Source organism: Bradyrhizobium sp. UFLA05-125 (assembly GCF_059803515.1).
Genome location: NZ_JBANBJ010000070.1, coordinates 12,330 through 38,509, shown reverse-complemented (window position 1 = coordinate 38,509; position 26,180 = coordinate 12,330). Strand labels below are relative to the sequence as shown.

Below are 26,180 nucleotides of genomic sequence, written 5' to 3'. Positions count from 1 at the left end.
ACTCAAGGATTCGGCCCGTTCTCTTACGCCAAACGGGTGCGCAAAGCACGCGCCAAGGTCTCAAATAAGGCATTTTCGTCCGGCGAGGCCGCGACCGCAACCTGCGTCGCGCCGGCCTCGCGGAGCACGCCGGCAATGCTCTCGGACAGGCAGCACTGCGGAATCGACAATGCGGAGATTTCGACCCCCTCGTCGCGTGCTGCATCCAGGAAGGCGCGCGCGCTGCGCCGCGAATAATGCAAGACGGCTCGGATGCCATCGGCGGCAAACCCTTCGCAGACCTCGCGCGGCAGATGCTTGACCGGCGCCATGCGATAGATGGTTTGCGTCGCCACGTTGAACCCCTCCGCACCGAGCTCGGCCGAGAGATCGCGCGACAGATCCGCGCCCGCGAGATAAAGCAGCGTGCTCTTTTTCTTCACGACCTTGTCGCGCGCGCTTTGCAGCACCTTGTCCCTTAATGCCGCAGCATCGCCGCCGGCAACGATGACCTCGGTAAAGCCGGCCTCGCTCGCGGCGCTCGCGGTGTGCTCGCCGACCGCGAACAGCGGCAGCTTCGACAGACGAAGCTCCGGCAATTGCGGCGCGATGGCTCGTATCGCGTTCGCCGACGTGACGATGATGCCACTATAGCTTGCCTCGCTTTCGTCACGAAACGCGACCGGCTCGAACTTGAGCGCTGGCGCCAGCAGCACCACATAGCCCAGGGCACGCAAGTCTGCCGCGGTGGCCTCATTGTCGGGATGCGGCCGTGTGACAAGAATGGCCATGATCTCTATTCTCCGGCGCACCGCAACCTGGTGTTCCAGAAGTTGTAAGGCGCGATTGCCTTTGGCGACCCCGGAATGCTACCGGACGTACCAGAACTCTGCTTTGCGGAAGAGCGCAAGGGCGCAAATTGGATAACAATTCGCCAATGCTGGTATTGGGCATCGAAACCACCTGCGACGAAACCGCCGCAGCCGTGATCGCGCGCACAGGCGACGGCGAAGGCAGGATTCTCTCCAACATCGTGCGCTCGCAGGTCGAGGAGCACGCCCGCTTCGGCGGCGTGGTGCCGGAGATCGCTGCGCGCGCCCATGTCGACCTGCTCGACGGTATTATTGACCGCGCGATGAAGGAGGCCGGCGTCGGCTTCGCCGAGTTGTCGGGTGTCGCGGCCGCGGCCGGACCGGGATTGATCGGCGGCGTGATCGTCGGGCTCACCACGGCAAAGGCGATTGCGATGGTGCACGACACCCCCCTCGTCGCGGTAAACCATCTCGAGGCGCATGCACTGACGCCGCGGCTGACCGATCACCTCGAATTCCCCTACTGCCTGTTCCTGGCTTCGGGCGGCCATACCCAGATCGTCGCCGTGGTCGGCGTCGGACAATATATTCGGCTCGGCACCACCGTCGATGATGCGATCGGCGAAGCCTTCGACAAGGTCGCCAAGATGCTCGGGCTGCCTTATCCCGGCGGACCGCAGGTCGAGCGCGCCGCAGCCGACGGCGATGCGACGCGATTTGCGTTTCCGCGGCCGATGCAGGGACGGCCCGATGCCAATTTCTCACTGTCGGGATTGAAGACGGCGGTGCGCAACGAAGCGAGCCGGATCGTTCCACTCGAGCCACAGGACATCAGCGATCTCTGTGCGAGCTTTCAGGCCGCGGTGCTCGACTCGACCGCAGACCGCCTGAGCATGGGCTTAAAGTTGTTCCGCGAGCAGTTCGGCGCGCCGCAAGCGCTCGTCGCGGCCGGCGGCGTCGCCGCCAATCAGGCGATCCGCAGGGCGTTGCAGGACGTTGCCGATGCAGCCGGAACGCGGCTGATCATGCCGCCGCCCGCGCTCTGCACCGACAACGGCGCGATGATCGCATGGGCCGGCGCCGAGCGTCTCGCGCTCGGCCTCACCGACACGATGGACGCCCAGCCCCGCGCACGCTGGCTGCTCGATGCAACCGCGACGGCGCCCAAAGGCTACGCCAACACGCGCGCGGGATTCTAGCGATGACAGCCTTTCAGTCCGTCGCAGTGATCGGCGCGGGAGCCTGGGGCACGGCGCTGGCGGCTGTCGCTGCACGGGCGGGAAGAACCGTGACGCTGTGCGCACGTAATTCCGAGCACGCAGGCCGGATCGCATCGTCGCGCGAAAATCCGCGGCTTCCTGGCGTAAAATTGTCTCCCGACATCGTGGTGACGAGCGAGCTGGCGCTCGCGGCGCGCGCAGAGATCCTGTTGATCGTGACGCCCGCGCAGCACCTGCGCGGCGCGGCCAACACGCTGGCGCCGCATTTGACAAAACCAACACCGGTCATTGCCTGCGCCAAGGGAATCGAGCACGGCACGCACAAATTCATGACCGACGTGATCGCGGAAGCCGCGCCCCTCGCGCAGCCTGTGATCCTGTCGGGACCGAGCTTTGCCGATGACGTCGCGCGCGGCCAGCCGACGGCGGTGACGCTGGCCGCGAAAGACGAGCAGCTCGCTAGCTCCCTGGTGCAGGCGCTGGGCTCGCCGACCTTCCGCCCCTATCACTCGACCGACGTGCGCGGCGTCGAGATCGGCGGTGCGGCCAAGAACGTGCTGGCGATCGCGGTCGGCATCGCGGTTGGACGCAAGCTCGGCGCCTCCGCGCAGGCTGCGTTGACCACGCGCGGCTTTGCCGAACTCGCCCGCTTCGGCCGTGCGCTCGGCGCGCGTAGCGAGACGCTTGCAGGCCTGTCCGGCCTTGGCGACCTGATCCTGACCTGCTCAAGCCCGCAGTCGCGCAATTTTGCGCTCGGGCTTGCGCTCGGGCGCGGCGAGGCGCCGCCAGCCGGCAAGCTCGCCGAAGGCGAATTCACCGCACCCGTGCTGATCGAGCTCGCATCTTCGCAAAATATCGAGATGCCGGTATCAGAAGCGGTGGCGGCGATCCTGAGCGGCAAGAGCACGATCGACGCCGCAATATCCGGACTTTTGACGCGCCCCTTCAAGGCAGAGGAATGATTTCCGACGTCATGCCCGCGCTTGTCGCGGGCATCCACGTCTTGATATTGAGTACCTGGCAAAGATGTGGATGGCCGGGACATAGGCGAGCGAAGCGACGCCGTCCTTCGGACGGCTATGCCCGGCCATGACGAACGGATGGGACGCATTATGAATTACTGGCTGGTGAAATCCGAACCGTCCGTCTGGTCGTGGGACCAGCAGGTCGCCAAGGGCGCCAAGGGCGAGGCCTGGACCGGCGTGCGCAACTTCACCGCGCGGCAGAATCTCGTGAACATGAAGAAGGGCGACAAGGCGTTCTTCTATCATTCCAACGAGGGCAAGGAGATCGTCGGCATCGCGGAAATCATCAAGGAGGCCTATCCCGATCCGACCGACAAGACCGGCAAGTTCGTCTGCGTCGACATCAAGGCCGACAAGCCCTTGAAGACGCCAGTGACGATGGCCGCGGTCAAGGCCGACAAGAAGCTCGCCGACATGGCGCTGGTGAAATATTCGCGCCTCTCGGTGCAGCCAGTGACGGCAGATGAATGGAAGCTCGTCTGCAAGATGGGCGGGCTGTAGCCGCTGCCGTCGCCGAATTGTAGGGTGGGCAAAGCGAAGCGTGCCCACCTCTTCTTTCCCAATCATTGAGAGATGGTGGGCACGGCGCGCAAGAGCGCGCCCCTACGGCAGCCAACTACTTCGTCAACTTTCCGGCAGCGCGAAGATCTCGCAAGGTGATGCTATGCCGCGAAGCGAATGCACCCCGAGCGGCAGCAATGGCGTGTCGGTCTCGGCGGCCAGCGCACCCGACACCAGAACCGTCTTGCCGAGCGGCTTGCACAATCCCTCGAGCCGGCTCGCCAAATTGACGGCCGAACCGATCGCTGTGAAATCCAGCCGATTGGCGGCGCCGATATTGCCCCACAACATCTCGCCGAGATGAAGCGCGGCGCCGAACGACAGCGACGGCAATCCCTGGCGGCGCCGTTCGTCATTCAAATGCATCATGCCGGCGCGCGCCGCGGTCGCCGCGCGCAAGGCGGCGCTGCAAGCCTCACGCGGTGATGCGCCCACGACCGGAAAAATCGCCAGCACGCCATCGCCGATGAATTTCAGCACCTCGCCACCAAAGGCGTGCACCGCGCCCGCGATGCGATCGAACCAGGCATCGAGCGCCGAGATGACTGCAGCCGGCGGATTGCCTTCCGACAGCGCGGTGAAGTCGCGCAGGTCGGCATAGAGCAGTGCAGCCTGGATGGTTTCGCCGAGATCGCGACGTAGCGGCGCCGCCAGCACGCGCTCTGCGCTGCGCCGGCCGAGATAGGCTTCGAGCGCTGCTGCCAGCGTGGCCCGTGCGGCGAGCACGGCGAGCGGTGCGGTGGCAAAGCGCGCGGCTTGCTGGAGATCGTCGATCTCGCGCGGCGTGAACGGGCGCGGCCCGATCCAGCCGAGCAACGGCCCGTCCTGACGCGGCCCGATCGTGTCTTCGTGGACGATGCCGGCGGCTGTCGCGCTCAGCCAGCGCCGGCCGGCGTCGTTGCGCGGCGCAAGTGCGGCTGCGCCCGGCACAAATCCGAGAGCTTCGACGACCTCGCCGCTTTCGGCGCGCCACAGCCAGGTTCGCTGTGCGATCAGGGGATGCGGGACGTCCAATGTCAGGCTGCCCGCGACGAGCGGCAATCCATCCGCAACCAGATGCGCGCCGAGATCCGCGAGCAACCGGTCGGCACCCGTGGTCTCGGCAGCGGCATCGACGAGCCAGGCGAGCGTCGAGGACAACTGCATGGCGCGATCATGCGGTCTGCCCGCCATTCTTGTCACGACCTATCGTTGATGGCGGGCCTTGAAGAGGCGTTGTCGCGGCGCCATCTGCCTGGTGCAGCCAGGGAACCGACGCCGATGACTGATCCATTCATAGTCCGCCGCGAGACCCACATCGCGGCCCCGCGTGCCACTGTCTTCGCTTACCTCGCCGACCCCGACAAAATCGTGAACTGGATGGGCTCGGAGGCGACGTTCGAGACGCAACCTGGCGGACTTTACCTGCTCAAGGGCATTGGCCAGCGCGGCGGCGCCGCCCGCGGCGCGTTTCGCGAGGTCGTGCCGGTGCATCGGCTCGCCTACACGTTCGGTTGGGAGGGCGGTCAGGAAGTGCCACCCGGCTCGAGCCTGGTCGAGATTGACCTGATCGAACGCGATGGCGGCACGCTGTTGCGCATGACGCATAGCGGCCTGCCGACCGCAGAACAATGCGAAGCCCACAGCAAGGGCTGGGCCCATTATCTGGGTCGGTTGAGCCTCGCGGCCGGGGGCCGAGATCCCGGGCCCGATGTGATGAAGTCTGAGGGCAAGATGTAGCGGGCGTTACTCGGCGGAATTCGTAGGGTGGGCAAAGCGAAGCGTGCCCACCACTTCTGTCGTGATCGCGGAGAGATGGTGGGCACCCTCGCTTCGCGCCTTTGTCCACCCTACGACAGGGCAGATTGGTTACACCGCGGCCGTCGCCACCACCTGCGCCAGGAGCTGCTCGCGCCTGGCCTGCGAGCGCTGGCCCTTCATCGTCGCGGCAAAACGCTCGAGGATACCGTCCTCGAACGCGGTGACGATGGTGTCGTGCACGTAGCTCCTGCGGCAGATCGCCGGCGTATTGGAGAGCTGGTCGGCAGCGGCACGGATCGCGTCCAGGACCTGGCGCTTGCGGCCGCGCTGGCTGGTCGCCGGCGTGATCCGCGACAGCGATTCCACGACGACGGCCGAGGCCATCAGGGTACGAAAATCCTTGAGCGAAATCTTGATGCCGGCGATCTCGCGCAGGAACGCATTCACCTGCGTGGTATTCACCGAGCGCACGGTGCCGGAGGCATCGCGATACTGGAACATGCGCTTGCCTGGAACGCCCTGCAGAATGCCGATGGCGCGGACCAGCTTGGCCGCGCCACATTCCTTCCGCACCGCCTTGCCGCCCTTGGCCTTGAACGTCAGCACGAAGGAGTCGTCTTCCAGCGTAACGTTGGACTTCAGCAGCGTGGTGGCGCCGCGGGTGCCGTTGAGGCGCGCGTAGGATTCATTGCCCGGACGGATCGCGGTGCGGGCGATCAGCTCGATCACCGCCGAGAGCGCGAACTCGCGCGTCGGCTCCTCGCCGGAGAGGAACATCGAGACCTTACGCCGGATCTTCGGCAGCGCGCCGACGAGCTTTTCCAGGCGATGCGCCTTGCGCTGCTCGCGCACCTTTTCCCAGTCGGCGTGATAGCGATATTGCAGCCGCCCTGCGGCATCGCGCCCCACCGCCTGCAGATGCGAGCTCGGGTCGGCCGAGTAGCGCACCTCGCGATAGGCCGGCGGTACCGCCATGGCGTGGAGCCGGCGGATGGTGCGGGCGTCGCGGATATGGGCGCCGTTGGGGCGGACGAAGGAATAGCCCTTGCCGCGCTTGATGCGGCGGATGGTCAGCTCGTTCTGGTCGCCGAGCCGCAGGCCCAATTCCCTGGCCAGCGCCTCGACCGAGGTCGAAGGTGCCGTATCGAAGATCTTCTTGGGGCCGGGACGCCTGAAACCAGTCGGTTTCGGCCATTGTCCGAGGGCTTTGGCGAGCGCAATTGCGGCGGGATCGGCTGAAGCGGGCCGCATCGTCCCGAAATTCTGCTGATCCATCATAGTCTTACGCCTTAGCTCCGCCTGTTATCGAACAATGCTGTTGTTTTGATTTTTGTTCCCAGGGGTCTCGTTGGACCCCGGTCAGGCCATTTAGGAGGTTCCGAACGGCATTGCGAGTCCCGAATCAGTGACGAGAGGTTGCCAAATACCTCTTCCGGGTGCATGGAGGGTCTGCGTCGCCGCTTCCGCAAGGTTCGGTAAAGAGCGAAATAGCCCTCGCGCCGGTTGTCTCAGATTTGCGACAGCCGCCCTCACTGACCTTGATGTTTCGCATGGCCGGATGCCCGCCGAAGGTCCAGCTTGTCCTCCTTGTCGGGCGCGGTTAGCCCGACGCATAATCTTTCAAATGATGTCGGCGTGGCGTTGAGCTTGCCGTTTGGTGGAGGAAAACATGTCCGAGAAGATCTACGACGTGCCGGCAGATTGGGCGAAGCGCGCCTGGGTCGATCAGGCCAAGTACAAGGACATGTACGCCCGCTCGATCTCAGACCCGAACGCTTTCTGGGCCGAGCAGGCCAAGCGCGTCGACTGGATGAAGGCACCGACCAGAATCGAGAACGCCTCCTTCGCACCCGGCAACGTCTCCATCAAATGGTTTGAAGACGGCGTCCTCAACGTCGCCTGGAACTGCATCGACCGGCACCTCGCCAAGCGCGCCAACCAGACCGCGATCATCTGGGAAGGCGATGATCCCTCGCAGTCGAAGCACATCACCTACAAGGATCTGCATGACGAGGTCTGCCGGATGGCCAACATCCTGCGCACCCGCAACGTCAAGAAAGGCGATCGCGTCACCATCTACCTGCCGATGATCCCCGAGGCCGCCTACGCGATGCTGGCCTGCGCGCGGATCGGCGCGATTCACTCGGTGGTGTTCGCCGGCTTCTCGCCCGACAGCCTTGCCCAGCGCATCAACGACTGCAAATCCAAGGTGATCATCACCGCCGACGAGGGCCTGCGCGGCGGCAGGAAGGTGCCGCTGAAGGCCAATGTCGATGCGGCGCTCGCCAAGACCGAGGGCGTCGACTGGGTCATCGTCGTCAAGCGCACCGGCGGCAAGGTCGACATGTCGCCGTCGCGCGACCTCTGGTACGACGACGCGGCCAAGATGGTGACGACGGAGTGCCCGGCCGAGCACATGCACGCCGAGGATCCGCTGTTCATCCTCTACACCTCGGGCTCGACGGGCACGCCGAAGGGTGTGCTGCACACCTCGGGCGGCTATCTCGTCTATGCCGCGATGACGCATCAATACGTGTTCGACTATCACGACGGCGACGTCTACTGGTGCACGGCGGATGTCGGCTGGGTCACCGGCCACAGCTACATTCTCTACGGTCCGCTGGCCAATGGCGCGACCACGCTGATGTTCGAAGGCGTGCCGAACTACCCCGATAATTCCAGGTTCTGGAACGTCATCGACAAGCACAAGGTCAACATCTTCTACACCGCGCCGACCGCGATCCGCGCCTTGATGCAGTCGGGCGACGAGCCGGTGAAGAAGACCTCGCGCGCCTCGCTGCGCCTGCTCGGCTCGGTCGGCGAGCCCATCAATCCGGAAGCCTGGGAGTGGTACCACCGCGTGGTCGGCGACGACCGCTGCCCGATCGTCGACACCTGGTGGCAGACCGAGACCGGCGGCATCCTGATCACGCCGCTGCCGGGCGCGACCAAGCTCAAGCCGGGCTCGGCGACGCTGCCGTTCTTCGGCGTGGTGCCGGAGATCGTCGATGCCGACGGCAAGGTGCTGGACGGCGAGACCACCGGCAACCTCTGTCTGACCCGATCATGGCCGGGCATGATGCGCACGGTCTATGGCGATCACGCCCGTTTCGAGCAGACCTATTTCTCGACCTACAAGGGCAAGTATTTCACGGGCGACGGCTGCCGGCGCGACGCCGATGGCTATTACTGGATCACCGGCCGCGTCGACGACGTCATCAACGTCTCCGGCCACCGCATGGGGACTGCCGAGGTCGAGAGCGCGCTGGTTGCGCACGAGAAGGTCTCGGAGGCCGCCGTGGTCGGCTTCCCGCACGACATCAAGGGCCAGGGCATCTACGCCTATGTCACCCTGATGGCCGGCGTCGAGCCGACGGAAGATCTGCGCAAAGAGCTCGTGACCTGGGTGCGCAAGGAGATCGGCCCGATCGCCTCGCCCGACCAGATCCAGTTCGCCCCCGGTCTGCCCAAGACGCGCTCGGGCAAGATCATGCGCCGCATCCTGCGCAAGATCGCCGAGGACGAGCCGGGCAGCCTCGGCGACACCTCGACGCTCGCCGATCCTGCCGTGGTCGACGACCTCGTCAAGAACCGCCAGAACAAGAAGCAGACGTCGACGTAAGCAGGTCGCATGCCCCGGACGCAGCGCAATGCGAAGTATTGCGCTGCTGAGCCGGGGCCCACAGCATCACCATCAATCCTTGCGACGTAGGTCCCGGCTCAGCGCAGCAGCGCTAAGGCGCTGCGGCGCGTCCTGGACACGAGACTGTCCCTCGCTTCAGCAGCGTCGGCCCGGCTCATGCCCTCACGCACTTGTCAGGACGTGAGCGGACGCGCCGGCGTCTTTCCCGCCGAGTGTTGTTTTCCGGTCATTTACTTTAATTCGAACTTTTCCTTTGTTCCCCCTGCTTGCTCGACCCAAGGCGCACGCGTGGAAACCACCCGGTTAACGCGCGCGGTTAAGAATGTGTGGGCGAGCGGGCGATTGCCGGATTTTGCGTAGATTTCGACGACCCGTTCGGGGCACCGGATAAGGAAATAAGTGATGTCGATGAAGATTGCGGTGGCAATGGCCGCCACCATCGGAGCGGGGATCTTGATGTCGACGGCGGCCGAGGCGCGGCCGGAAATGGTGGGGCTGCACGGCGGCGAATATTCCCCGGGCACCATCGTGGTCAGGACCAATGAACGGCGGCTCTATCTCATCCTCGATGGCGAGCACGCGATGCGCTACCCGGTCGGCGTTGGCAAGTCCGGCAAACAATGGGCCGGCACCACCCGCATCGACGGCAAATATCGTAACCCGGCCTGGTCGCCTCCGGCGGAAGTGAAGCGCGACAAGCCGCAGCTTCCCGACGTGATCCCTGGCGGCTCGCCACGCAATCCGATGGGCGTTGCGGCGATGACGCTGGCCGGCGGCGAATACGCCATCCACGGCACCAACGTGCCGGGCTCGGTTGGCGGCTTCGTCTCCTACGGCTGCATCCGCATGCTCAACGACGACATCAGCGACCTCTACAGCCGCGTGTCGGTCGGCACGACGGTCGTCGTGACGCGCTGAGAACGAACTGCTTCGAGACGACAAGCCGCGTTTTTTACGCGGCTTTTTTATTGCCAGAAACGCCAGCTGCGCGCGCACCAGCCCCCGCGATGGCCGCCATTGTAGCTGCGGGCGTAACCGCCAGCGAGCAGCGCTGCCGACACGTTGGGCGTGCGCTGGGTGGCAACATCGGCGAGAATGCGTCCGTATTTCTCTTGGCCAAGATTGTAGATCACGACGCCGCCCTGGCCGAGCAGATTGCGTAGCGCATCGGTGGCAGCTTCGGCCTTGTCCAGCTCTTCCCGACAGGACGCCTTCAATTCGGGCGCATCGATGCTGCGCAGGCGAACCCGCGCAACGAGATCGCGCCCGTTGCGTTGATGCACGCGCGCGACAAAAGTGTCGCCGTCGATGGTGCGGATGACGTCAACCGACTGGCGAATGTCGGGATTGCCTGCGTGCTGCAGGATGATCTCGGCGTCCTGCGCCCGTTCGTCACCGGCATGCGGCACGGGCCAGTGGGTCCCGTGCCGGTAGGTGAGCACGACCGCGGTTGCGACCACGACCACGAACATCCACGGCAACAGGCCTGAGAAACGGCGGCCGAATGGCGCGCCGCCGAACGATGGCCGATGGGAATTGATTCGGTCGCGGGGAGACATCGGCCGACGCTAGGGCTGAGTCGGGCGAGCCGGCAAGAGACGGCCGGTCTCAGAAGTCCGAGGCGATGCCCTTACGCTCCCAATCGCCATAGCGCGTCGGCTCGGGACCTTTCGGCCCCTGCAACTCTTTTGGTGCGGCTTCGGCATCGACCGCAGCCGCCCGCCGGCGTGCCTCGGCTTCCGCCAGCGCGCGCTGAGCGGCCGGAGTCAACGGCTTGCGCTGGGGAGGGCTGGTCGGAGTGTCGTTCATTTCTGGCTTCCTAGCCCAGGCGCGCGCCTCGCGCGATCGGAAAAAACGCCGCGCATAGGGCAGAGATCGTCATGCAGGGCTGAAAAAACCAGAGCCGATTCTTACATTTGGCATATTCGCATGCCACAGATGCGCATCTTCAGGCATGCGCCCTCACGGCGGAACTGCCGCTCGCTCAGAACCTTACCTCCGCATGCCATCTCAACGTTTTGCTCCACCTACCGAAGTGCCCGGTCTCGCGGCGCGGCGGATCGCCGCCGATATCGTCGATGGTGTCCTGCATAAGCACCGCACGCTCGATGACCAACTCGACGGTGGCGGCGCCCATCCCGGGCTGAAGACGCTCGCCGATCGCGACCGCGCGCTGATGCGGCGCATGGTGGCGACCGTGCTGCGCCGGCTCGGCACACTCGGCCACGTGCTGTCGCGCCTGCTCGACAAAGGCATCCCCGGCGAGGCACCGCGCGCGCAAAGCGCGCTCCTGATCGGTGCCGCGCAGATTCTCTGGATGGATGTTCCCGATCACGCGGCTGTCGATCTCTCGGTCCGCCTGGTGCAATCCGATCGCCGTGCCGCGCGCTATGCCGGCCTCGTCAACGCCGTGCTGCGGCGCTGCGCGCGAGAGGGCAAGGCGCTGGTGGAGGAAGTCGCGACGCAATCGCTCGACCTGCCGCCCTGGCTGCTCGCGCGCTGGAGCGCGCATTATGGCGAGACCACCGCGCGCGAGATGGCGCTCGCGCTCGGCCACGAACCCTCTCTCGATCTGACCGTGAAGTCCGACGCCGCGCAATGGGCAAGCCGCCTCCATGGCGAGGTGCTGCCAACCGGAACCGTGCGCACGCTGCTGCACGGCTCGGTGACCATGCTGCCCGGCTTCAGCGAGGGCCAATGGTGGGTCCAGGACGCCGCGGCCGCGCTGCCGACCCGACTGTTCGGCGACGTCGCTGGCAAGTCCATCGCTGATCTCTGCGCCGCTCCGGGCGGCAAGACGGCCCAGCTGGTGCACGCCGGCGCGAATGTTGTCGCGGTAGACCGCTCGCCGGCGCGCGTGGCACGGCTGCGCGAGAACCTGGCGCGGCTGTCGCTGCAGGCCGAAACCGTCGTCGCCGACGCCGTGGAATGGGCGGGTCCGCAGCACGGCTTTGACGGCATCCTGATCGATGCGCCCTGCACCTCGACCGGCACGATCCGCCGTCATCCGGACGTGGCCTGGCTGCGCCAGGAGTCCGACATCGCGGCGCTGACGGCGCTTCAGCAGCGCCTGCTGCGCAAATCCGTCTCGCTGCTCAAACCGGGCGGAACGCTGGTCTATTGCACCTGCTCGCTGGAGCCCGAGGAAGGCGAGCAGGCGATCGCCGCGCTGCTGGCAGCGGAGCCGGCGCTGCGCCGCGTACCGATTCAGCCGTCCGAGGTCTCGGGGCTAGCTGAGATCATTACCACCGCGGGCGACCTGCGCACCTTGCCGAGCCATTTGCCAAACGCCGACCCACGGCTCGGCGGGCTCGACGGGTTCTTTGGCGCCCGGCTCGTTAAATCCTGATTTTGCACCGGATTTTACGCCGCCGACGCTGATTCGCCGCCTTTCAAGGTGGTGTCAGCCGGCCGATTTTGGGATTAAAAGGATTCGTCAGGAATCCTCTCCCCCTTCAAGGCAAGGCGTGTCGGTCGCTCAACGCAGACGCATCTCGACGTTGGTCATGAACCGCTTCGCGCGGAACATGCTTGCGCGCGCGAGCGGCGGTCCCGTGGCGCTGTCGAGGCTCTGGCCAGGCCGCACCGACCGGCTGATCATCGCGCCGCACGACTTGCGCACTGCGGACGCGACCCGCGCGGCCGAGATCTATGCCGGGCGCTTCGTGTTCGCCGGCAAGATCGTCAATTGCCACGGCCGCTCGATTTTCGATCTCGAGCCGCCGTCAGAGGACTGGGAGGTCGCCCTGCTCGGCTTCGGATGGCTGCGTCATTTGCGCGCCGCCGACACCGCGCTGACGCGAGCCAACGCCCGCGCGCTGGTCGAGGACTGGATCTCCAATCCCGCCAACAAGCGCCGCGCCGTGGCCCGCCGCGCCGACGTGCTGGCGCGGCGCGTGATCTCGCTGCTGTCGCAGGCGCCGCTGGTGCTCGGTGATACCGACAACAAATTCTATCGCCGCTACCTGCGGGCGCTGGCGCGCGAGATCCGCTACCTCCGTTTTGCGATGGTCGACATCCCCGACGGGGTGCCGCGGCTGCAAGTGTTGATCGCGCTCTGCTACGCCTCGCTCTGTCTCGCCAACCAGGCGCGCCACATCCGCAGCGCCTCGCGAAAACTGTCCGACGAATTGCAACGGCAAATCCTCCCCGACGGCGGACACATCTCCCGCAATCCCGGCGCGTTGATCGAGCTCCTGATCGATTTGCTGCCGCTGCGGCAGACCTTTGCCGCGCGCAACATCGCGCCACCGCCGGCGCTGCTGAACGCGATCGACCGCATGATGCCGATGCTGCGTTTCTTCCGGCACGGCGACGGCAACTTTGCGCTGTTCAACGGCATGAGCGCGACGCCGTCGGATCTGCTCGCCACGCTGCTCGCCTATGACGACACCCACGGCGCGCCGATGGCGACCATGCCGCATACCGGCTTCCAACGCCTCGACGCCGGAGCGTTGACATTGATCATGGATACCGGCGCGCCGCCGCCAGCCAATGTCAGCCACGACGCCCATGCCGGCTGCCTGTCGTTCGAACTGTCCTCGGGCACGAGCCGCATGGTGACCAATTGCGGCATGCCGACGACGGGACGCGACAATTGGCGGCCATTCGCACGTGGCACCGCAGCGCATTCGACGCTGATCTACCACGAAACATCGTCCTGCCAGTTCGTCGAACTGTCGGCGATGAAGAAGCTGCTGCACGGCGCGCCTGTGATCAGCGGGCCGGCAGTCGTCGAGAATTTTCGCGAGGTCGTGGCGAACGGCACGCTGCTGACGACGTCGCATGACGGCTACCTCGCCAAGTTCGGCGTGATCCACCGGCGTGTGGTGATGGTCGCCAATGACGGCGCGCGGCTCGACGGCGAGGACACGCTGTCGCCGCCGCAGGGCGGACGGCTCAAGGGCGCGAACGCCGATTTCGCCCTGCGCTTCCATTTGCATCCAGCGGTGAAGGCGAGCCGGCTGTCGGACGCCCGCGGCGTGATGCTGGTGCTGCCGAATCGCGAGGTCTGGACCTTTGAGGCAATGGACGACAAGGTCGATCTGGAGGACAGCGTGTTTTTGGCCGGCAATGACGGCCCGCGCCGCACCGCGCAGATCGTGATCCGGCAAGACGCGCGCCAGGCCCCCTCGATCCGCTGGAGCTTTGTCCGCTCCACCGCCTCGCCTCAAGTCACCAACGCTCGTCGCAATGCCCGGCGTGAACCGGAACTTCCGCTCTAGACGCGCCCGGCTCGCGCCCATCCAGCCGTTGTGAAGATCGCCGAAAGCTGGTAACGAGCAGCCGCTCGCGCGACTGGCGACCTTGGATGGAGCACCATCGGGAAGCGCGGGACACATCTGCCGCGCGCCTGGGCATAGGTACTCCCTTAGACAGAGGATCTTGCCCCATGACTGATGCGATGACTGACCATTCCCGCCGCGTCACCCGCGCCCTGCTTTCCGTTTCCGACAAGACCGGTCTGATCGAGTTCGCCAAGGCGCTTGCCGCCCATGGCGTCGAGCTGGTGTCGACCGGCGGCACCGCAAAGGCGATCGCGAGCGCCGGCCTCAAGGTGAAGGACGTCTCCGAGCTGACCGGCTTTCCCGAGATGATGGACGGCCGAGTCAAGACGCTGCATCCGAAGGTGCATGGCGGCCTGCTCGCGATCCGCGACAACAAGGAACATGCCGACGCGATGAAGACGCATGGGATCGCGCCGATCGATCTCCTCGTCGTCAATCTCTATCCGTTCGAGGCGACCGTCGACAAAGGCGCAGGTTTTGAAGAGTGCATCGAGAACATCGACATCGGCGGTCCCGCGATGATCCGCGCCGCCGCGAAGAACCACGACGATGTCGCCGTTGTCGTCGATGCGCAGGATTACCAGGCCGTGCTCGATGAGCTTGCCGCCAACAACGGCGCGACCACGTTGAAGCTGCGCCGGCGCCTCGCCGCAAAAGCCTATGCCCGCACCGGCGCCTATGATGCTGCGATCTCCAACTGGTTCAATCGTCAGCTCGAGATCGACGCGCCCGACTATCGTGCCTTCGGCGGCAAGCTGATCCAGGCGCTGCGCTACGGCGAGAACCCGCACCAGACCGCCGCGTTCTATGCGACGCCCGACAAGCGGCCGGGCGTCTCGACCGCGCGGCAATTGCAGGGCAAGGAGCTCTCCTACAACAACATCAACGACACCGATGCGGCCTATGAGTGCATCGGCGAGTTCGACGCCAAGCGCACCGCAGCCTGCGTCATCGTCAAGCACGCCAACCCCTGCGGCGTCGCGGAAGGTCCCGATCTCGCTACCGCCTATCGCAGGGCCCTCGCCTGCGACTCGACCTCCGCCTTTGGCGGCATCATCGCGATGAACCGCGCCCTCGATGCCGACACAGCGCGCGAGATCACGAAGATCTTCACCGAGGTGATCATCGCGCCCGATGCCAGCGAGGAAGCGATCGCCATCATTGGCGCGCGCAAGAATCTGCGCCTGTTGCTCGCCGGCGGCCTGCCCGACCCGCGTTCGGCAGGTCTCACCGCCAAGACCGTTGCCGGCGGCCTGCTCGTGCAGAGCCGCGACAACGCCGTGGTCGACGACATGACGTTCAAGGTCGTGACCAAGCGTGCACCGACTGACGCCGAGATGCGCGACCTGAAATTCGCGTTCCGCGTCGCAAAGCACGTCAAGTCCAACACGATCATCTACGCCAAGGATCTTGCCACCGTCGGCATTGGTGCCGGCCAGATGAGCCGGGTGGATTCGGCGCGGATCGCGGCCCGCAAAGCCCAGGATGCGGCGAACGAGCTGAAGCTTGCCGAGCCGCTCACCAAGGGATCGGTCGTAGCCTCTGATGCGTTCTTCCCGTTCGCCGACGGCATGCTCGCCTGCATCGAGGCCGGCGCCACTGCGGTGGTGCAGCCCGGCGGCTCGATGCGCGACGATGAGGTGATCAAGGCCGCCGACGAGCACGGCATCGCCATGGTGTTCACGGGCACCAGGCATTTCCGGCATTGATTTGCTCGTCATTCCGGGGCGCGCGCAGCGCGAACCCGGAATCTCGCGCGACAACCTCGGGATTCCGGGTTCATCGCTCCGCGATGCCCCGGAATGACGGTGGTGACGCTACTCCCGCACGCGCGTCAATAGCGCGAGCCCGGCGGCGAAGAACACCACCAGCACGCCCATGCCGGCCTTCTGGCTTGCGGTCCCGGCCGTGATCGCCCCGATCAGGAGCGGGCCGATGAAGGACGTCACCTTCCCCGTCAGCGCGAACAGGCCGAAATACTGCGCGATGCGATCCTTCGGGGCGAGACGGATGAGCAGCGTACGCGAGGCTGCCTGGAGCGGGCCGCCGGCCGCGCCGATCAGGCAGCCCAGCACGAGATAGGCGCGCTCGGCCGCGCCCGCGAACATGGCGCCACCGGGCGCGGGCGGCGCGACGCTGATGAACAGAATCGAATCCTTGTCGACCAGCAGGATCGCGGCGAGTGACAGCAACAGGATCAGCATGCTGCCCGCGATCACGCGCTTCGGTCCGAGGAGATCGTCGAGCTTGCCGCCGAGCCACGCGCCGAAGGTGCCGGCGATCGCCAAGATGATGCCGAAGGTGCCAATCTGGATCGTGTGCCAGCCGAACGTGCCGGCGGCATAGATGCCGCCGAAGGCGAACAGCGACACCAGACCGTCGGTGTAGATCATGTTCGCCAGCAGGAAGATCGCGAGCGATTTCTGCCGTGGCAGTTCGCCAAGCGATTGCTTCAGCTGCGCGAGTCCTGCGTGTAGCGCCGCGCGCACGGGCCGCTTGGCGGGATAATCCGGCGTGAACAGGAACATCGGCGTCACGAACACGATGAACCAGAGACCCGTCAGCGGTCCCGTGATCCGATCGCCCTCATGCATGGCCGGATCGAGTCCGAACAGTGGCTTGAAACCAAGCAGCGTACGCCCGGTCTCCGGGTTTGCGGCGAGGAAGCCGAGCACGATGATCAGGCTGATGATGCCGCCGACATAGCCGGTGGCCCAACCATTGCCGGAGAGCCGCCCGATCCGCTCTGGCGGCACAAGCGTCGGCATCATCGCGTTGTTGAAGACGGTCGCGAACTCCGCACCGACGCTAGCGAGTGCCACGGCCGCAAGCAGCGGCGTGATGATGGCGGGATCGCCGGGCTTGCCGATCCACAGCGCACAAGAGCCGAGCACCAGCATGACGCCGAATGCAGCGATCCAGGGTTTGCGCCGACCCGCGGCGTCCGCGACGGCCCCTAACACCGGCGACAGCAAGGCAATGACCAAGCCGGCGGCCGCCATCGCGAATCCCCACAGCGACTGTCCTGCCGCGGCGTCCGGCGCGACGCTTGTGGCGAAATAGGGCGCAAACACGAACGTCGTGATCAGGGTGAAATAGGGCTGTGCGGCCCAGTCGAAGAAGATCCAGCTAACGACGGCAGCGCGCGGGGGATAGGTCCGCTCCGTGTCCGTCATATCGGCATCAGAGGCGATCGTCGTCATCAGCATTCCCTATACGAACAGTTTTGCCTCTCTTAGCGCAAACGGTATAGCATTGCCGTGACGGCTGTGGAGTGGCGCCCAGACACGACAGAAAGACACGGCAGTAACAAGGCATGGCGGAACTTTGATGATGTCGCTTGTCCTGACACGACGAAAAGTCGTAGCTGCCCTCACGATTATAGGTATCGGTCTGTTGCCAGCGCGCGCTCAGGATGCGCGCCGTATCTACGAACCGCCCGCGCTCGACACAGTTCATGCCATCGCCGCCGAGCACGGCATGGTGGTGGCGCAGGAAAGGATCTCTGCGCAGATCGGCGCAGCCATCCTGCGGAGCGGCGGCAACGCGGTGGACGCCGCGGTTGCGACCGGTTTCGCCATGGCCGTGACCTATCCGCGCGCGGGCAATATCGGCGGTGGCGGCTTCATGGTGATTCATTCCGCCGACCGCAAGGAAGACGTCGCGATCGATTATCGCGAGACCGCGCCCGCTGCGACCACATCAGACATCTTCCTCGGCGCCGACGGCAAGCCCGATATCGCCAAGTCGCGCGACTCCGCACTCGGCATCGGTGTGCCCGGCACCGTTGCGGGACTTGCGCTGGCACTGGAGACATACGGCTCCGGCCAGTTCACGCTGGCGCAATTGCTAGAGCCGGCGATCGCGCTGGCCCGCGACGGTTTCGTCATTAGCGACGATATCGCCGACACCTTGCCGGGCGCACACAAGCGGTTCGCGCGCTGGCCGTCCTCGGCGAAGATCTTCTCGCGACCGGACGGCACGCCGCTGCAAGAGAATGACCGGCTGGTGCAAAGCGATTTGGCTAAGACGCTGTCGACCATCGCCGCCCGAGGCCCGCGCGGATTTTACGAGGGACCGGTCGCCGAAAAGCTTGCCAAAGCCGTCACCGATGCCGGCGGCATCATGACTCCGGAGGATCTGCGGTCATACAAGCCCGTGATCCGCGAGCCGGTGCGCGGCAGCTATCGCGGCTTCGACATCGTCTCGATGCCGCAGCCGTCGTCAGGTGGCGTGGTGCTTGTCGAGACGCTGAACATCCTGGAGGGCTTTCACCTCTCGGATCTGAAGCAGGGCTCGCCGGCCTCCCTGCATCTGCTGATCGAAGCCATGAAGCGCGCCTATGCGGATCGCGCGCGTTATCTCGGCGATCCCGCTTTCGTCAAGGCGCCAATCGAGACACTGATCGCCAAGGACTATGCCGCCAAGCTCCGCGCCGGCATCAATGCCGACAGTGCCACGCCGGCGAGCGAGATCGTGGCGAGCGCGACGCCGCCGCGCGAAGGCAGCAACACCACGCATTTCTCGGTCGTCGATATCAGCGGCAATGCGGTGAGCAACACCTATACGCTGAACTTCAGCTATGGCGTCGGCCTTGTCGCTGACGGCACCGGTGTGCTGCTCAACAACGAGCTCGACGATTTCACCGCGGCGGTTGGGGCCTCCAATGCCTATGGCCTCGTCGGCTACGAGGCCAATCTGCCTGGACCGGGCAAGCGGCCGCTGTCCTCGATGTCGCCGACCATCGTGCTGAAGGACGGCAAGCCGGTGCTCGTGACAGGCTCGCCCGGCGGCAGCCGCATCATCTCGACGGTGCTCCAGGTGATCGTCAACGTGCTCGACTATCATATGGATGTCGCCGCTGCCGTCGCAGCACCGCGGCTGCATCACCAATGGCTGCCGGACGAAGTGCGCGTCGAGCGTGGCTTTTCCGACGACGTGCTGTTCGAGCTGAGGGCGATGGGTCACCTCGTCGTCGAGCCGATGGGCCAGACCTCGGCCAACTCGATCGCGGTGACGCCGAACGGCCCGTTCGGCGCACCGGACCCGCGCACACGGGGCGCCGCGGCAGCGGGGCAATAACTTTAATCGTCATTCCGGGGCGATGCGACGGGATCGCGCGAGCGCGACCCGGAGCATCGTATCCGGAATCTCGCGCCACAATAATGACGATGGAAACGACTCTACCGCCCGACCTGGTACGGCCCGCCCTTCTCCAGCGCGCGTTGATAGGCCGGGCGCGCGTGAATGCGCTCGAGGAACGCCATTGCCTTGGGATGGCCCTGCTCGAGTCCGCCGCGCGCTTGCGCCGCCTCCAGCGGAAAACTCATCTGGATATCGGCGGCGGTGAATTCGGGCCCGGCGAACCATTCGCTCTTTCCGAGCTCGCCTTCCCAATAATCCATGTGCTGCTTGATTTGCGGATTGACCAGCGCAGTCAGCGCCTGGTTCGACACTTTGCGCACCAGGGGACGCAGCAGCGCCGGCGCGCGCTTCGGCATCAACGTGAACAGCAGCTTCAGCAGCAGCGGTTGCATCGCCGAGCCTTCGGCATAGTGCAGCCAATAAGTGTAGCGCAGCCGCTCCGGCGTGTTCGGCGGCGGGATCAGGCTTCCCTGGCCATATGTGCCGACGAGGTATTCAACGATCGCGCCTGATTCGGCGATGGTGTTGCCGTTGTCGGTGATCACGGGCGACTTGCCGAGCGGATGGATCGCACGCAGCTCCTTCGGCGCGCGCATGTCCGGCTGGCGCTGATAGCGCACGATCTCGTAGGGCACGCCCAACTCCTCGAGCAGCCACAGCACGCGCTGCGAACGTGAATTGTTGAGGTGGTGAACGGTCAGCATTTTGAGGTCCCCCGCTGGTCTCGGGCGCGTTGGTGCCAGCCCGGCGGGCGATTGTCGAGCCAGACGGTCGCTCTTTTTACCCGGGCATATTGACGCCTTTATTTTACCCGGATATTAACAAGCTGTCTCGTCAAATTTCACAGTGATTTCAATGCAGGAAACCTTCACAGCCTTTGTCGGCCAGCGGCGCCTGGCCTCGGGGCCGATCGCGGATGTGGCCTTCGCGGTCAAGCGCGCGGATGCGTTCGCGGGCTCGGCGATCGTGATCTTCAGCGACTTGAGCGGGCGGGCGGCCGATTTCGACCTGCGCGGCGACGACCAGGACGTGCTGGCCCGCCTGGCGACAATCGCTCCGGCAGAAGCTGACGGGGGCATTGAGCCGGCGACTGCGCCGCGCGGCCGCGGGCGGCCCAAGCTCGGTGTGGTGGCACGCGAGGTGACACTGTTGCCGCGGCACTGGGACTGGCTCAACGCGCAGCCGGGCGGCGCCTCGGTCGCGCTGCGCAAGCTCGTCGACGAGTCGCGCCGTGCAAGCGGCGATCGCGACCGCGAGCGGCAGGCACGCGATGCCGCCTACCACTTCATGTCGGCGATGGCGGGCAATCTCGCGCATTTCGAGGAAGCCTCACGCGCGCTGTTCGCAGGTGACCGCCGGCGCTTCGCAGCGGAGATCGCCGACTGGCCCGCCGACATCCGCGACCACGTCCTGAAACTCGCAAGCAGCGACCGCGCGTAACGCGCCCCGGTCAAAGTATGATGAGCATCATGAAGCGGGTGGACCTGCCGCGCGCGCTGCGCCACAATGAATGCAAAGCGAGCTCTCGGGAGGACGGTTTTGACGCACGCCCCACAATTCCTGTTCGATTTCGGCAGTCCCAATGCGTTTCTCAGCCATGAGGCGATCCCTGCGATCGAGCAGCGGATCGGCGTGAAATTCGAGTATGTGCCGATCCTGCTCGGCGGCATCTTCAAGGCGACCAACAACAAGTCGCCGGCCGAGACGCTCGCCGGCATCAAGAACAAGCGCGAATTCCAGGCGGTCGAGACCGAGCGTTTCCTCAAACGCTTCCGCGTACAGCCCTATGTCTGGAACCCGTTCTTCCCCGTCAACACGCTGAACCTGATGCGCGCGGCGATCGCGGCCCAGCTCGAAGGCGTGTTCGAACAATATGTCGAAGCCGCGTTCCATCACATGTGGCGCGAGCCGAAGAAGATGGACGATCAGGAAGTCGCCATGAAGGCGCTCGCATCGTCGGGCCTCGATGCGCAGAAGCTGTTCACACGTACCCAAGAACCCGATGTGAAAGCAAAGCTGATCAAGAACACCGAGGAGGCCGTCGCGCGGGGCGCGTTCGGTTCACCGACGTTCTTCGTCGGTAACGAAATGTTCTTCGGCAAGGAGCAGCTGCGCGAGGTCGAGGAGACGGTGTCGGGAAAGTGATTCTGACCCAACGCGCGAAGTGAGGTATCTCCCCGGTGTCGTCCTGGCGAAAGCCACGACGGCGGCGAATTAAAAGCAAGAACAAACGGAGCACCCCATGCGCATTCTCGTGGTCGGCGCCGGCGCCATTGGCGGCTATTTTGGCGGCAGGCTGTTGCAGGCCGGGCGCGACGTCACCTTCCTGGTGCGGCCACGGCGCGCGAGCGAGCTTGCGAGCGCCGGCCTCGTCATCAAGAGCCCAAACGGCGATGCAACGCTGACGAATCCGCCGGCGGTGCAGGCGGGCAAGCTCGACGAAAAATTCGACGTCGTGCTGCTGAGCTGCAAGGCGTTCGACCTTGACGATGCCATCAAATCGTTCGCGCCGGCGGTCGGGCCGAACACCACGATCATTCCCGTGCTCAACGGCATGCGGCATCTCGATGTGCTGGACCAGAAGTTCGGCGCCGAGCGCGTGCTCGGCGGGCTCTGCGCCATCGCCGCGACGCTGAACGAGAAGCGCGAGGTGGTGCAGCTTCAGCCGATGCAGTCGATCAACTACGGCGAGCGCGACGGAAAACTGTCGGCGCGGGTGAAGGCGATCGACGAAGTCCTCACCAGCGGCATCGCCGGCGCGGGCGCGAGCCACAGCATTATGCAGGACATGTGGGAGAAGTGGGTGTTCCTCTCCTCGCTTGCTGCGTCGACCAGCCTGATGCGCACCTCCGTCGGCAACATCCTGGCGGTCGCCGGAGGCAAGGACTTTCTCCTGGGCATGTTGGATGAGACCAGCGCGACAGCCACCGCGGCGGGCTATGCCCCCGGCGGGCCGTTCTTCGAACGGGTCAAGGGCCTGATCACCACCGAAGGCTCGCCGATGACCGCGTCGATGTTCCGCGACATCAAGGCGGGCCTGCCTGTCGAGGCCGATCACATCATCGGCGACCTCATCGCGCGCGCCGATGCTGCGAAAGTGCCGGTGCCGAAACTGCGCATCGCCTACACGCATTTGAAGGCGTATGAGAAACAGCGGGTGGCGTAACTAGCTGGCCCCACACACCGCCGTCGTCCCGGACAAGCGGAGCGCAGATCCGGGACGACGGCGGAGTTTTGTCGCGGTCTTCGCTCACATCTACTACAGATGCGCGAGATAGTGCGCGAGCGCGGTGATTTCTTCCTCGCTCAGCGAATAGGCGATGTCGGCCATTGCGGCGACGCCGCCGCCGACGCGCAAGCCGGCTTTGTAGTCGTGCAGCGCCTTCACCAGATATTCCTCGCGCTGGCCGGCAAGGCGGGCGACGGCCTTGGTGCCGGCATAGCTGTCGGTGTGGCATGAGGCGCAGCGGCGACCGATGGCTGCTTCCTTGCCCTTTTTCGACAGGTCGGGATCCTTGTCCTCCGGGCCTTTCGGCGGCGTGAGCTGCGAAAAATAGGCGCCGAGACTGCGGATGTCCTCGTTGGCAATCTGTTCCGCGATCGGCTGCATCTGCTCGTTCTTGCGCGAGCCGGCGCGAAAGAACACGAGCTGCCACTGCAAGAACTGATCGGGCTGGCCGGCAAGCGAGGGGATGTTCTCGGTCTGCGAGATGCCGTTGTCGCCGTGACAGGCGGCGCAGATTGCGGCCTTCTCCTGGACGTCGGCAGCGTGCGCGAAGGGAATAGTGGCAAGCGCGGTGAGCGCAAGTGCGATGATCGCGTGAGAAGCAAACTGCCGGTACATGATCGCAGGATTCCGCTCTAACAGGCTCGTCATTCCGGGGAGCCCGAAGGGCGAGCCCGGAATCCATAACCCCAAGTCGTGGTTATGGGTTCCGGACTTGCGCGCAAGCGGCGCGCAATCCGGAACGACACTGTCCAAGACTTAAAGACCAAAACTCAAAAACAAGGGCTGCGGCCGCCGCGCCGGCCACCGCAGCCCCTCGTCACGTCGCGCTACTTCTTGCTGTAGCTGATGCGATAGATCGCGCCGGCCCAATCGTCGGCGACGAGGATCGAGCCATCCTTGGCGAGGACGATGTCGTCGGGACGGCCAAGATAGCCCTGGTCACCTTCGAGCCAGCCGGAGGCGAACACTTCCTGCTTGGGATTCTTGCCGTCGGGCCCGACGATCACGCGCACGATGCGCGCGCCCTGGTACTTGTGCCTGTTCCAGGAGCCGTGCTCGGCGATCAGGATGTTGTTCTTGTACTCGGCGGGGAATTGGTCGCCGGTGTAGAACTTCATCCCGAGCGGAGCGACATGCGCGCCGAGATTCAGCACGGGCGGCGTGAACTCCGAGCACTTGTGGCCCATCGCGAATTTCGGATCCGGTAGATCGCCCTGGTGACAATAGGGATAGCCGAAATGCTCGCCGATCTTGGAGATCATGTTCAGCTTGTCGCTGGGTAGATCATCGCTGATCCAGTCACGCGCGTTCTCGGTGAACCAGTATTTGCCGCTGCGCGGATCGACGTCGCCGCCGACCGAGTTGCGGACGCCGAGCGCCCAGGTCTCGGCATTGCCGGTCTTGGGATCGACGCGCCTGATCTGCGAGACGCTGGTCGGCGGAATGCCGACGTTAAAGGGCGGTCCGAACGGAATGTAGAACCAGCCGTCCTTGTCGGCCGCGAGGTACTTCCAGCCGTGTGCGGCGTAGGACGGCATGTCGTCATAGACGACCTTGCCCTGGCCGAGATTGTCGATGTTGGCTTCGGCGTCGTCGTAGCGGATCAGCTTGTCGACGGCGATGACGTAGAGCGCGCCGTCCTTGAAGGCGAGGCCGGTCGGCATGTTCAGACCCTTGAGAACGGTCTTGACCTCGCGCTTGCCGCCATTGTCCTTGATCGCATAGACGTTGCCGAGGCCGAACGAGCCGACGAACAGCGTGCCCTTGTCACCCCAGGCCATCTGCCGCGCGGCGAGAACGCCGGGCGCCCAGACCTCGATCTTGAAGCCCGCCGGCAGCTTGATCTTCTTCACGATGTTGGCGAGCTCGGCCTCAGAGGCGCCGGTCGGCGGCCCGGACGGCGGCGCAAGACCTTTCTGCGCCTCGGTCTCATCCCCCAGGAACCAGTCATCCGGCGGATGCGTCCAGAACTCCTTGGTGCCGGATTCGTATTTCTTCAGCGCCCGGTTCTTGTCCTGCTGCTGCTGCGCATTCACGACGCTTGTCCCCGCGAGCAGGGCAACCGCCGCAAACGCAAAGATGGATCGATGGAATATGGATGTCATCGCGTCACTCCCCTAAGGCGGCCGTGGCGGCCACGCCGTTATTGTTTTGCTATTCGAGAGGCGAAGTTCGGAGTCTGTCGACGGAGGCAGACACGAAAAGGTTAGCACATCTGCAAGCGCTGAGAAGCGTGGCTAGCGCGTCGCGATCAGCCTCAATAAAAATTGAGAGAGAACTTCTCTGCGGGCGTGTCACGCGAGTATGCCCGTTCTCGCTGCAACGCGGAATCACAGGGCGCGCGACTATTTCGCAGGCAACGCTCGCGTGCGCGCGGTGAGAATTATGAGACTACGGGATAAGGCCCGCGATCGAAGACGGTGTCATGGTAACCTTTTGAGCCCACCTGACGCGCCAGCGCGCTGCGAAAATCGCGATTCTCGCGCAGGCTGCTCAGCACGTGGGCAAAGTCGAATGCCGGCCGCCAGCCCAGCTCGCGGCGCGCGCGATCGTTGACGTAGACACGGTCGATGGTTGGAAACAGGCGCCAGTCCCGCGCCGCGTAAAGTTTTGCGCAATCGGGATAGAGCGTATGCACGACACGCGCGGCGTCCTCGGCCAGGGCAGCGAGGTGGCTTTGCGTGAACGGGCTCGTCGCCGACACGATGTAGCGCGCGAAGCCGATGTTAGGGGCGCGCTCGACGGCGAGGAGGTGGGCGCTGACAGCGTCCGCTATATCCAGCCGGCGATAGAGCAGCTCATTGGCCTGCGCGTTCTCGGTCGCAAAGCTCGCCCGCGCCGAGGGATCGTCGTCCTCCTCCGGAAAGAAGCGCGAGGTTCGCAAGACGATGACGGGAAGCCCGCTCTCGCGGACAAACAGCTCGCACAGATTCTCCGCCATCAGTTTGGTGGTGCCGTAGATGTTCTTCGGCACCGACGGCAGATCCTCGGTGACCCAGACGGCGGCGGTCCCCGCCTCGGGCCGGAGTTGCGAGCCGAACGCGCTGGTAGTGCTGGTAAAGACGAAGCCCTTCACGCCGGCGGCCGCCGCCGCCTCGAGCAGGTTGAGCGTGCCGGTGACGTTGGTGTCGATGAAGTCCTGCCTGGAATGCGTGGCGACATGCGGCTTGTGCAGGGTGGCGGTATGGATGACGGCGGAGACGCCTGCCATCGCGGCCTGCACGAAGCCGGGATCGGCGATCGAGCCCACCTGATCGGTGAACTCCGATTTCTTCAAATCAACCCCATGCACAGTAGACCCCTGCGCGCGAAGCGTCCGGAGAATGGCTTCCCCGAGATGGCCTGCGCTGCCGGTGACCAGGATTGTCATTGCGCGTCCAACGTACGTGCCGGATGGAGCCGCCCGAAGGCGATCCGGTCCTGGCAGGCTTGACGCTGGGAGAAATTGGAGCGGGCGAAGGGGCTCGAACCCTCGACCCCGACCTTGGCAAGGTCGTGCTCTACCACTGAGCTACACCCGCGTCCTGTGTCGGTCGCA

Annotated in this window: 23 protein-coding genes, 1 tRNA gene and 1 riboswitch; of the genes, 13 read left to right on the top strand and 11 right to left on the bottom strand. The window is 65.0% G+C overall.

Features of this window, described 5'->3' with window-relative positions; translation table 11 throughout:
- Positions 1-23: 23 nt before the first annotated feature.
- Entirely contained in the window at positions 24-770 is a 747-nt protein-coding gene (locus tag SO156_RS36740) for a uroporphyrinogen-III synthase (protein WP_458144633.1), read from the bottom strand.
- A 146-nt stretch (positions 771-916) separates the two neighbouring features.
- Between SO156_RS36740 and tsaD the strand changes: the two genes are divergently transcribed.
- The 3 genes from tsaD (at position 917) to SO156_RS36725 (ending at position 3,537) form a co-directional block, all read left to right on the top strand.
- A complete protein-coding gene (gene tsaD, locus SO156_RS36735) occupies positions 917-1,990 on the top strand; it encodes a tRNA (adenosine(37)-N6)-threonylcarbamoyltransferase complex transferase subunit TsaD (protein WP_498538183.1) in 1,074 nt (357 codons plus the stop codon).
- A gap of 2 nt (positions 1,991-1,992) precedes the next feature.
- Positions 1,993-2,973 (top strand): NAD(P)H-dependent glycerol-3-phosphate dehydrogenase, encoded by a 981-nt coding sequence (locus tag SO156_RS36730; RefSeq protein ID WP_458144631.1) that lies wholly within the window; start codon positions 1,993-1,995, stop codon positions 2,971-2,973.
- A 150-nt stretch (positions 2,974-3,123) separates the two neighbouring features.
- Complete coding sequence (locus tag SO156_RS36725; RefSeq protein ID WP_498538190.1) at positions 3,124-3,537, top strand: EVE domain-containing protein; 414 nt, start codon at positions 3,124-3,126, stop codon at positions 3,535-3,537.
- A gap of 123 nt (positions 3,538-3,660) precedes the next feature.
- Here the strand turns inward: SO156_RS36725 and SO156_RS36720 are convergent, their stop codons facing one another.
- A complete protein-coding gene (locus SO156_RS36720; RefSeq protein WP_498538182.1) occupies positions 3,661-4,743 on the bottom strand; it encodes an adenylate/guanylate cyclase domain-containing protein in 1,083 nt (360 codons plus the stop codon).
- A gap of 114 nt (positions 4,744-4,857) precedes the next feature.
- Here SO156_RS36720 and SO156_RS36715 point away from each other — a divergent pair, with 114 nt between their 5' ends.
- Positions 4,858-5,316 (top strand): SRPBCC family protein, encoded by a 459-nt coding sequence (locus SO156_RS36715; RefSeq protein WP_458144628.1) that lies wholly within the window; start codon positions 4,858-4,860, stop codon positions 5,314-5,316.
- Between the two features lie 129 nt (positions 5,317-5,445).
- On the opposite strand, the gene SO156_RS36710 is transcribed toward SO156_RS36715, so the two are convergent.
- Positions 5,446-6,615 (bottom strand): DNA topoisomerase IB, encoded by a 1,170-nt coding sequence (locus SO156_RS36710; protein WP_458144627.1) that lies wholly within the window; start codon positions 6,613-6,615, stop codon positions 5,446-5,448.
- A gap of 391 nt (positions 6,616-7,006) precedes the next feature.
- On the opposite strand from SO156_RS36710, the gene acs reads away from it, so the two are divergent.
- Together acs and SO156_RS36700 are read left to right on the top strand one after the other, a co-directional pair.
- A complete protein-coding gene (gene acs, locus SO156_RS36705) occupies positions 7,007-8,959 on the top strand; it encodes an acetate--CoA ligase (protein WP_498538181.1) in 1,953 nt (650 codons plus the stop codon).
- Between the two features lie 423 nt (positions 8,960-9,382).
- The gene (locus SO156_RS36700; RefSeq protein WP_498538180.1) at positions 9,383-9,898 is read left to right on the top strand and encodes a L,D-transpeptidase; all 516 of its coding nucleotides are present in this window, start codon (positions 9,383-9,385) and stop codon (positions 9,896-9,898) included.
- Positions 9,899-9,945: 47 nt separating this feature from the next.
- Here the strand turns inward: SO156_RS36700 and SO156_RS36695 are convergent, their stop codons facing one another.
- Together SO156_RS36695 and SO156_RS36690 are read right to left on the bottom strand one after the other, a co-directional pair.
- Positions 9,946-10,539 carry a thermonuclease family protein gene (locus SO156_RS36695; protein ID WP_458144624.1) on the bottom strand — a complete coding sequence of 198 codons (594 nt, stop codon included), beginning with the start codon at positions 10,537-10,539 and terminating at the stop codon, positions 9,946-9,948.
- Between the two features lie 49 nt (positions 10,540-10,588).
- Positions 10,589-10,789, bottom strand: a complete 201-nt coding sequence (locus tag SO156_RS36690) for a DUF1674 domain-containing protein (RefSeq protein ID WP_498538179.1) — start codon at positions 10,787-10,789, stop codon at positions 10,589-10,591.
- Between the two features lie 193 nt (positions 10,790-10,982).
- On the opposite strand from SO156_RS36690, the gene SO156_RS36685 reads away from it, so the two are divergent.
- The 3 genes from SO156_RS36685 to purH all read left to right on the top strand — a co-directional run bounded on the left by SO156_RS36685 (position 10,983) and on the right by purH (position 15,977).
- On the top strand, positions 10,983-12,329 hold the full coding sequence (locus SO156_RS36685) for an RsmB/NOP family class I SAM-dependent RNA methyltransferase (RefSeq protein WP_498538178.1): 1,347 nt from the start codon (positions 10,983-10,985) through the stop codon (positions 12,327-12,329).
- A 157-nt stretch (positions 12,330-12,486) separates the two neighbouring features.
- On the top strand, positions 12,487-14,205 hold the full coding sequence (locus tag SO156_RS36680) for a heparinase II/III family protein (protein ID WP_458144621.1): 1,719 nt from the start codon (positions 12,487-12,489) through the stop codon (positions 14,203-14,205).
- Between the two features lie 59 nt (positions 14,206-14,264).
- Positions 14,265-14,346, top strand: a riboswitch (ZMP/ZTP riboswitch).
- 38 nt (positions 14,347-14,384) lie between these two features.
- Complete coding sequence (gene purH, locus SO156_RS36675) at positions 14,385-15,977, top strand: bifunctional phosphoribosylaminoimidazolecarboxamide formyltransferase/IMP cyclohydrolase (RefSeq protein ID WP_498538189.1); 1,593 nt, start codon at positions 14,385-14,387, stop codon at positions 15,975-15,977.
- Positions 15,978-16,085: 108 nt separating this feature from the next.
- Here the strand turns inward: purH and SO156_RS36670 are convergent, their stop codons facing one another.
- Positions 16,086-17,471: an MFS transporter gene (locus tag SO156_RS36670; RefSeq protein ID WP_498538177.1), complete on the bottom strand. Its 1,386-nt coding sequence runs from the start codon at positions 17,469-17,471 to the stop codon at positions 16,086-16,088.
- A 127-nt stretch (positions 17,472-17,598) separates the two neighbouring features.
- Between SO156_RS36670 and ggt the strand changes: the two genes are divergently transcribed.
- On the top strand, positions 17,599-19,350 hold the full coding sequence (gene ggt, locus SO156_RS36665; RefSeq protein ID WP_498538176.1) for a gamma-glutamyltransferase: 1,752 nt from the start codon (positions 17,599-17,601) through the stop codon (positions 19,348-19,350).
- Between the two features lie 101 nt (positions 19,351-19,451).
- On the opposite strand, the gene SO156_RS36660 is transcribed toward ggt, so the two are convergent.
- A complete protein-coding gene (locus tag SO156_RS36660) occupies positions 19,452-20,117 on the bottom strand; it encodes a glutathione S-transferase family protein (RefSeq protein WP_498538175.1) in 666 nt (221 codons plus the stop codon).
- A gap of 151 nt (positions 20,118-20,268) precedes the next feature.
- On the opposite strand from SO156_RS36660, the gene SO156_RS36655 reads away from it, so the two are divergent.
- The 3 genes from SO156_RS36655 to panE all read left to right on the top strand — a co-directional run bounded on the left by SO156_RS36655 (position 20,269) and on the right by panE (position 22,579).
- The gene (locus SO156_RS36655; RefSeq protein WP_498538174.1) at positions 20,269-20,853 is read left to right on the top strand and encodes a DUF2239 family protein; all 585 of its coding nucleotides are present in this window, start codon (positions 20,269-20,271) and stop codon (positions 20,851-20,853) included.
- A gap of 99 nt (positions 20,854-20,952) precedes the next feature.
- On the top strand, positions 20,953-21,558 hold the full coding sequence (locus SO156_RS36650; protein ID WP_458144616.1) for a 2-hydroxychromene-2-carboxylate isomerase: 606 nt from the start codon (positions 20,953-20,955) through the stop codon (positions 21,556-21,558).
- 97 nt (positions 21,559-21,655) lie between these two features.
- Complete coding sequence (gene panE, locus SO156_RS36645; RefSeq protein WP_498538173.1) at positions 21,656-22,579, top strand: 2-dehydropantoate 2-reductase; 924 nt, start codon at positions 21,656-21,658, stop codon at positions 22,577-22,579.
- Between the two features lie 93 nt (positions 22,580-22,672).
- On the opposite strand, the gene SO156_RS36640 is transcribed toward panE, so the two are convergent.
- The 4 genes from SO156_RS36640 to SO156_RS36625 all read right to left on the bottom strand — a co-directional run bounded on the left by SO156_RS36640 (position 22,673) and on the right by SO156_RS36625 (position 26,163).
- On the bottom strand, positions 22,673-23,257 hold the full coding sequence (locus tag SO156_RS36640; RefSeq protein WP_498538188.1) for a c-type cytochrome: 585 nt from the start codon (positions 23,255-23,257) through the stop codon (positions 22,673-22,675).
- Positions 23,258-23,469: 212 nt separating this feature from the next.
- Positions 23,470-24,747, bottom strand: coding sequence for a PQQ-dependent sugar dehydrogenase (locus tag SO156_RS36635; RefSeq protein ID WP_498538172.1), 1,278 nt, complete (start codon positions 24,745-24,747; stop codon positions 23,470-23,472).
- 278 nt (positions 24,748-25,025) lie between these two features.
- A complete protein-coding gene (locus SO156_RS36630) occupies positions 25,026-26,012 on the bottom strand; it encodes an NAD-dependent epimerase/dehydratase family protein (protein ID WP_498538171.1) in 987 nt (328 codons plus the stop codon).
- Positions 26,013-26,088: 76 nt separating this feature from the next.
- A tRNA-Gly gene (locus tag SO156_RS36625) sits at positions 26,089-26,163 on the bottom strand.
- Between the last annotated feature and the right edge of the window lie 17 nt (positions 26,164-26,180).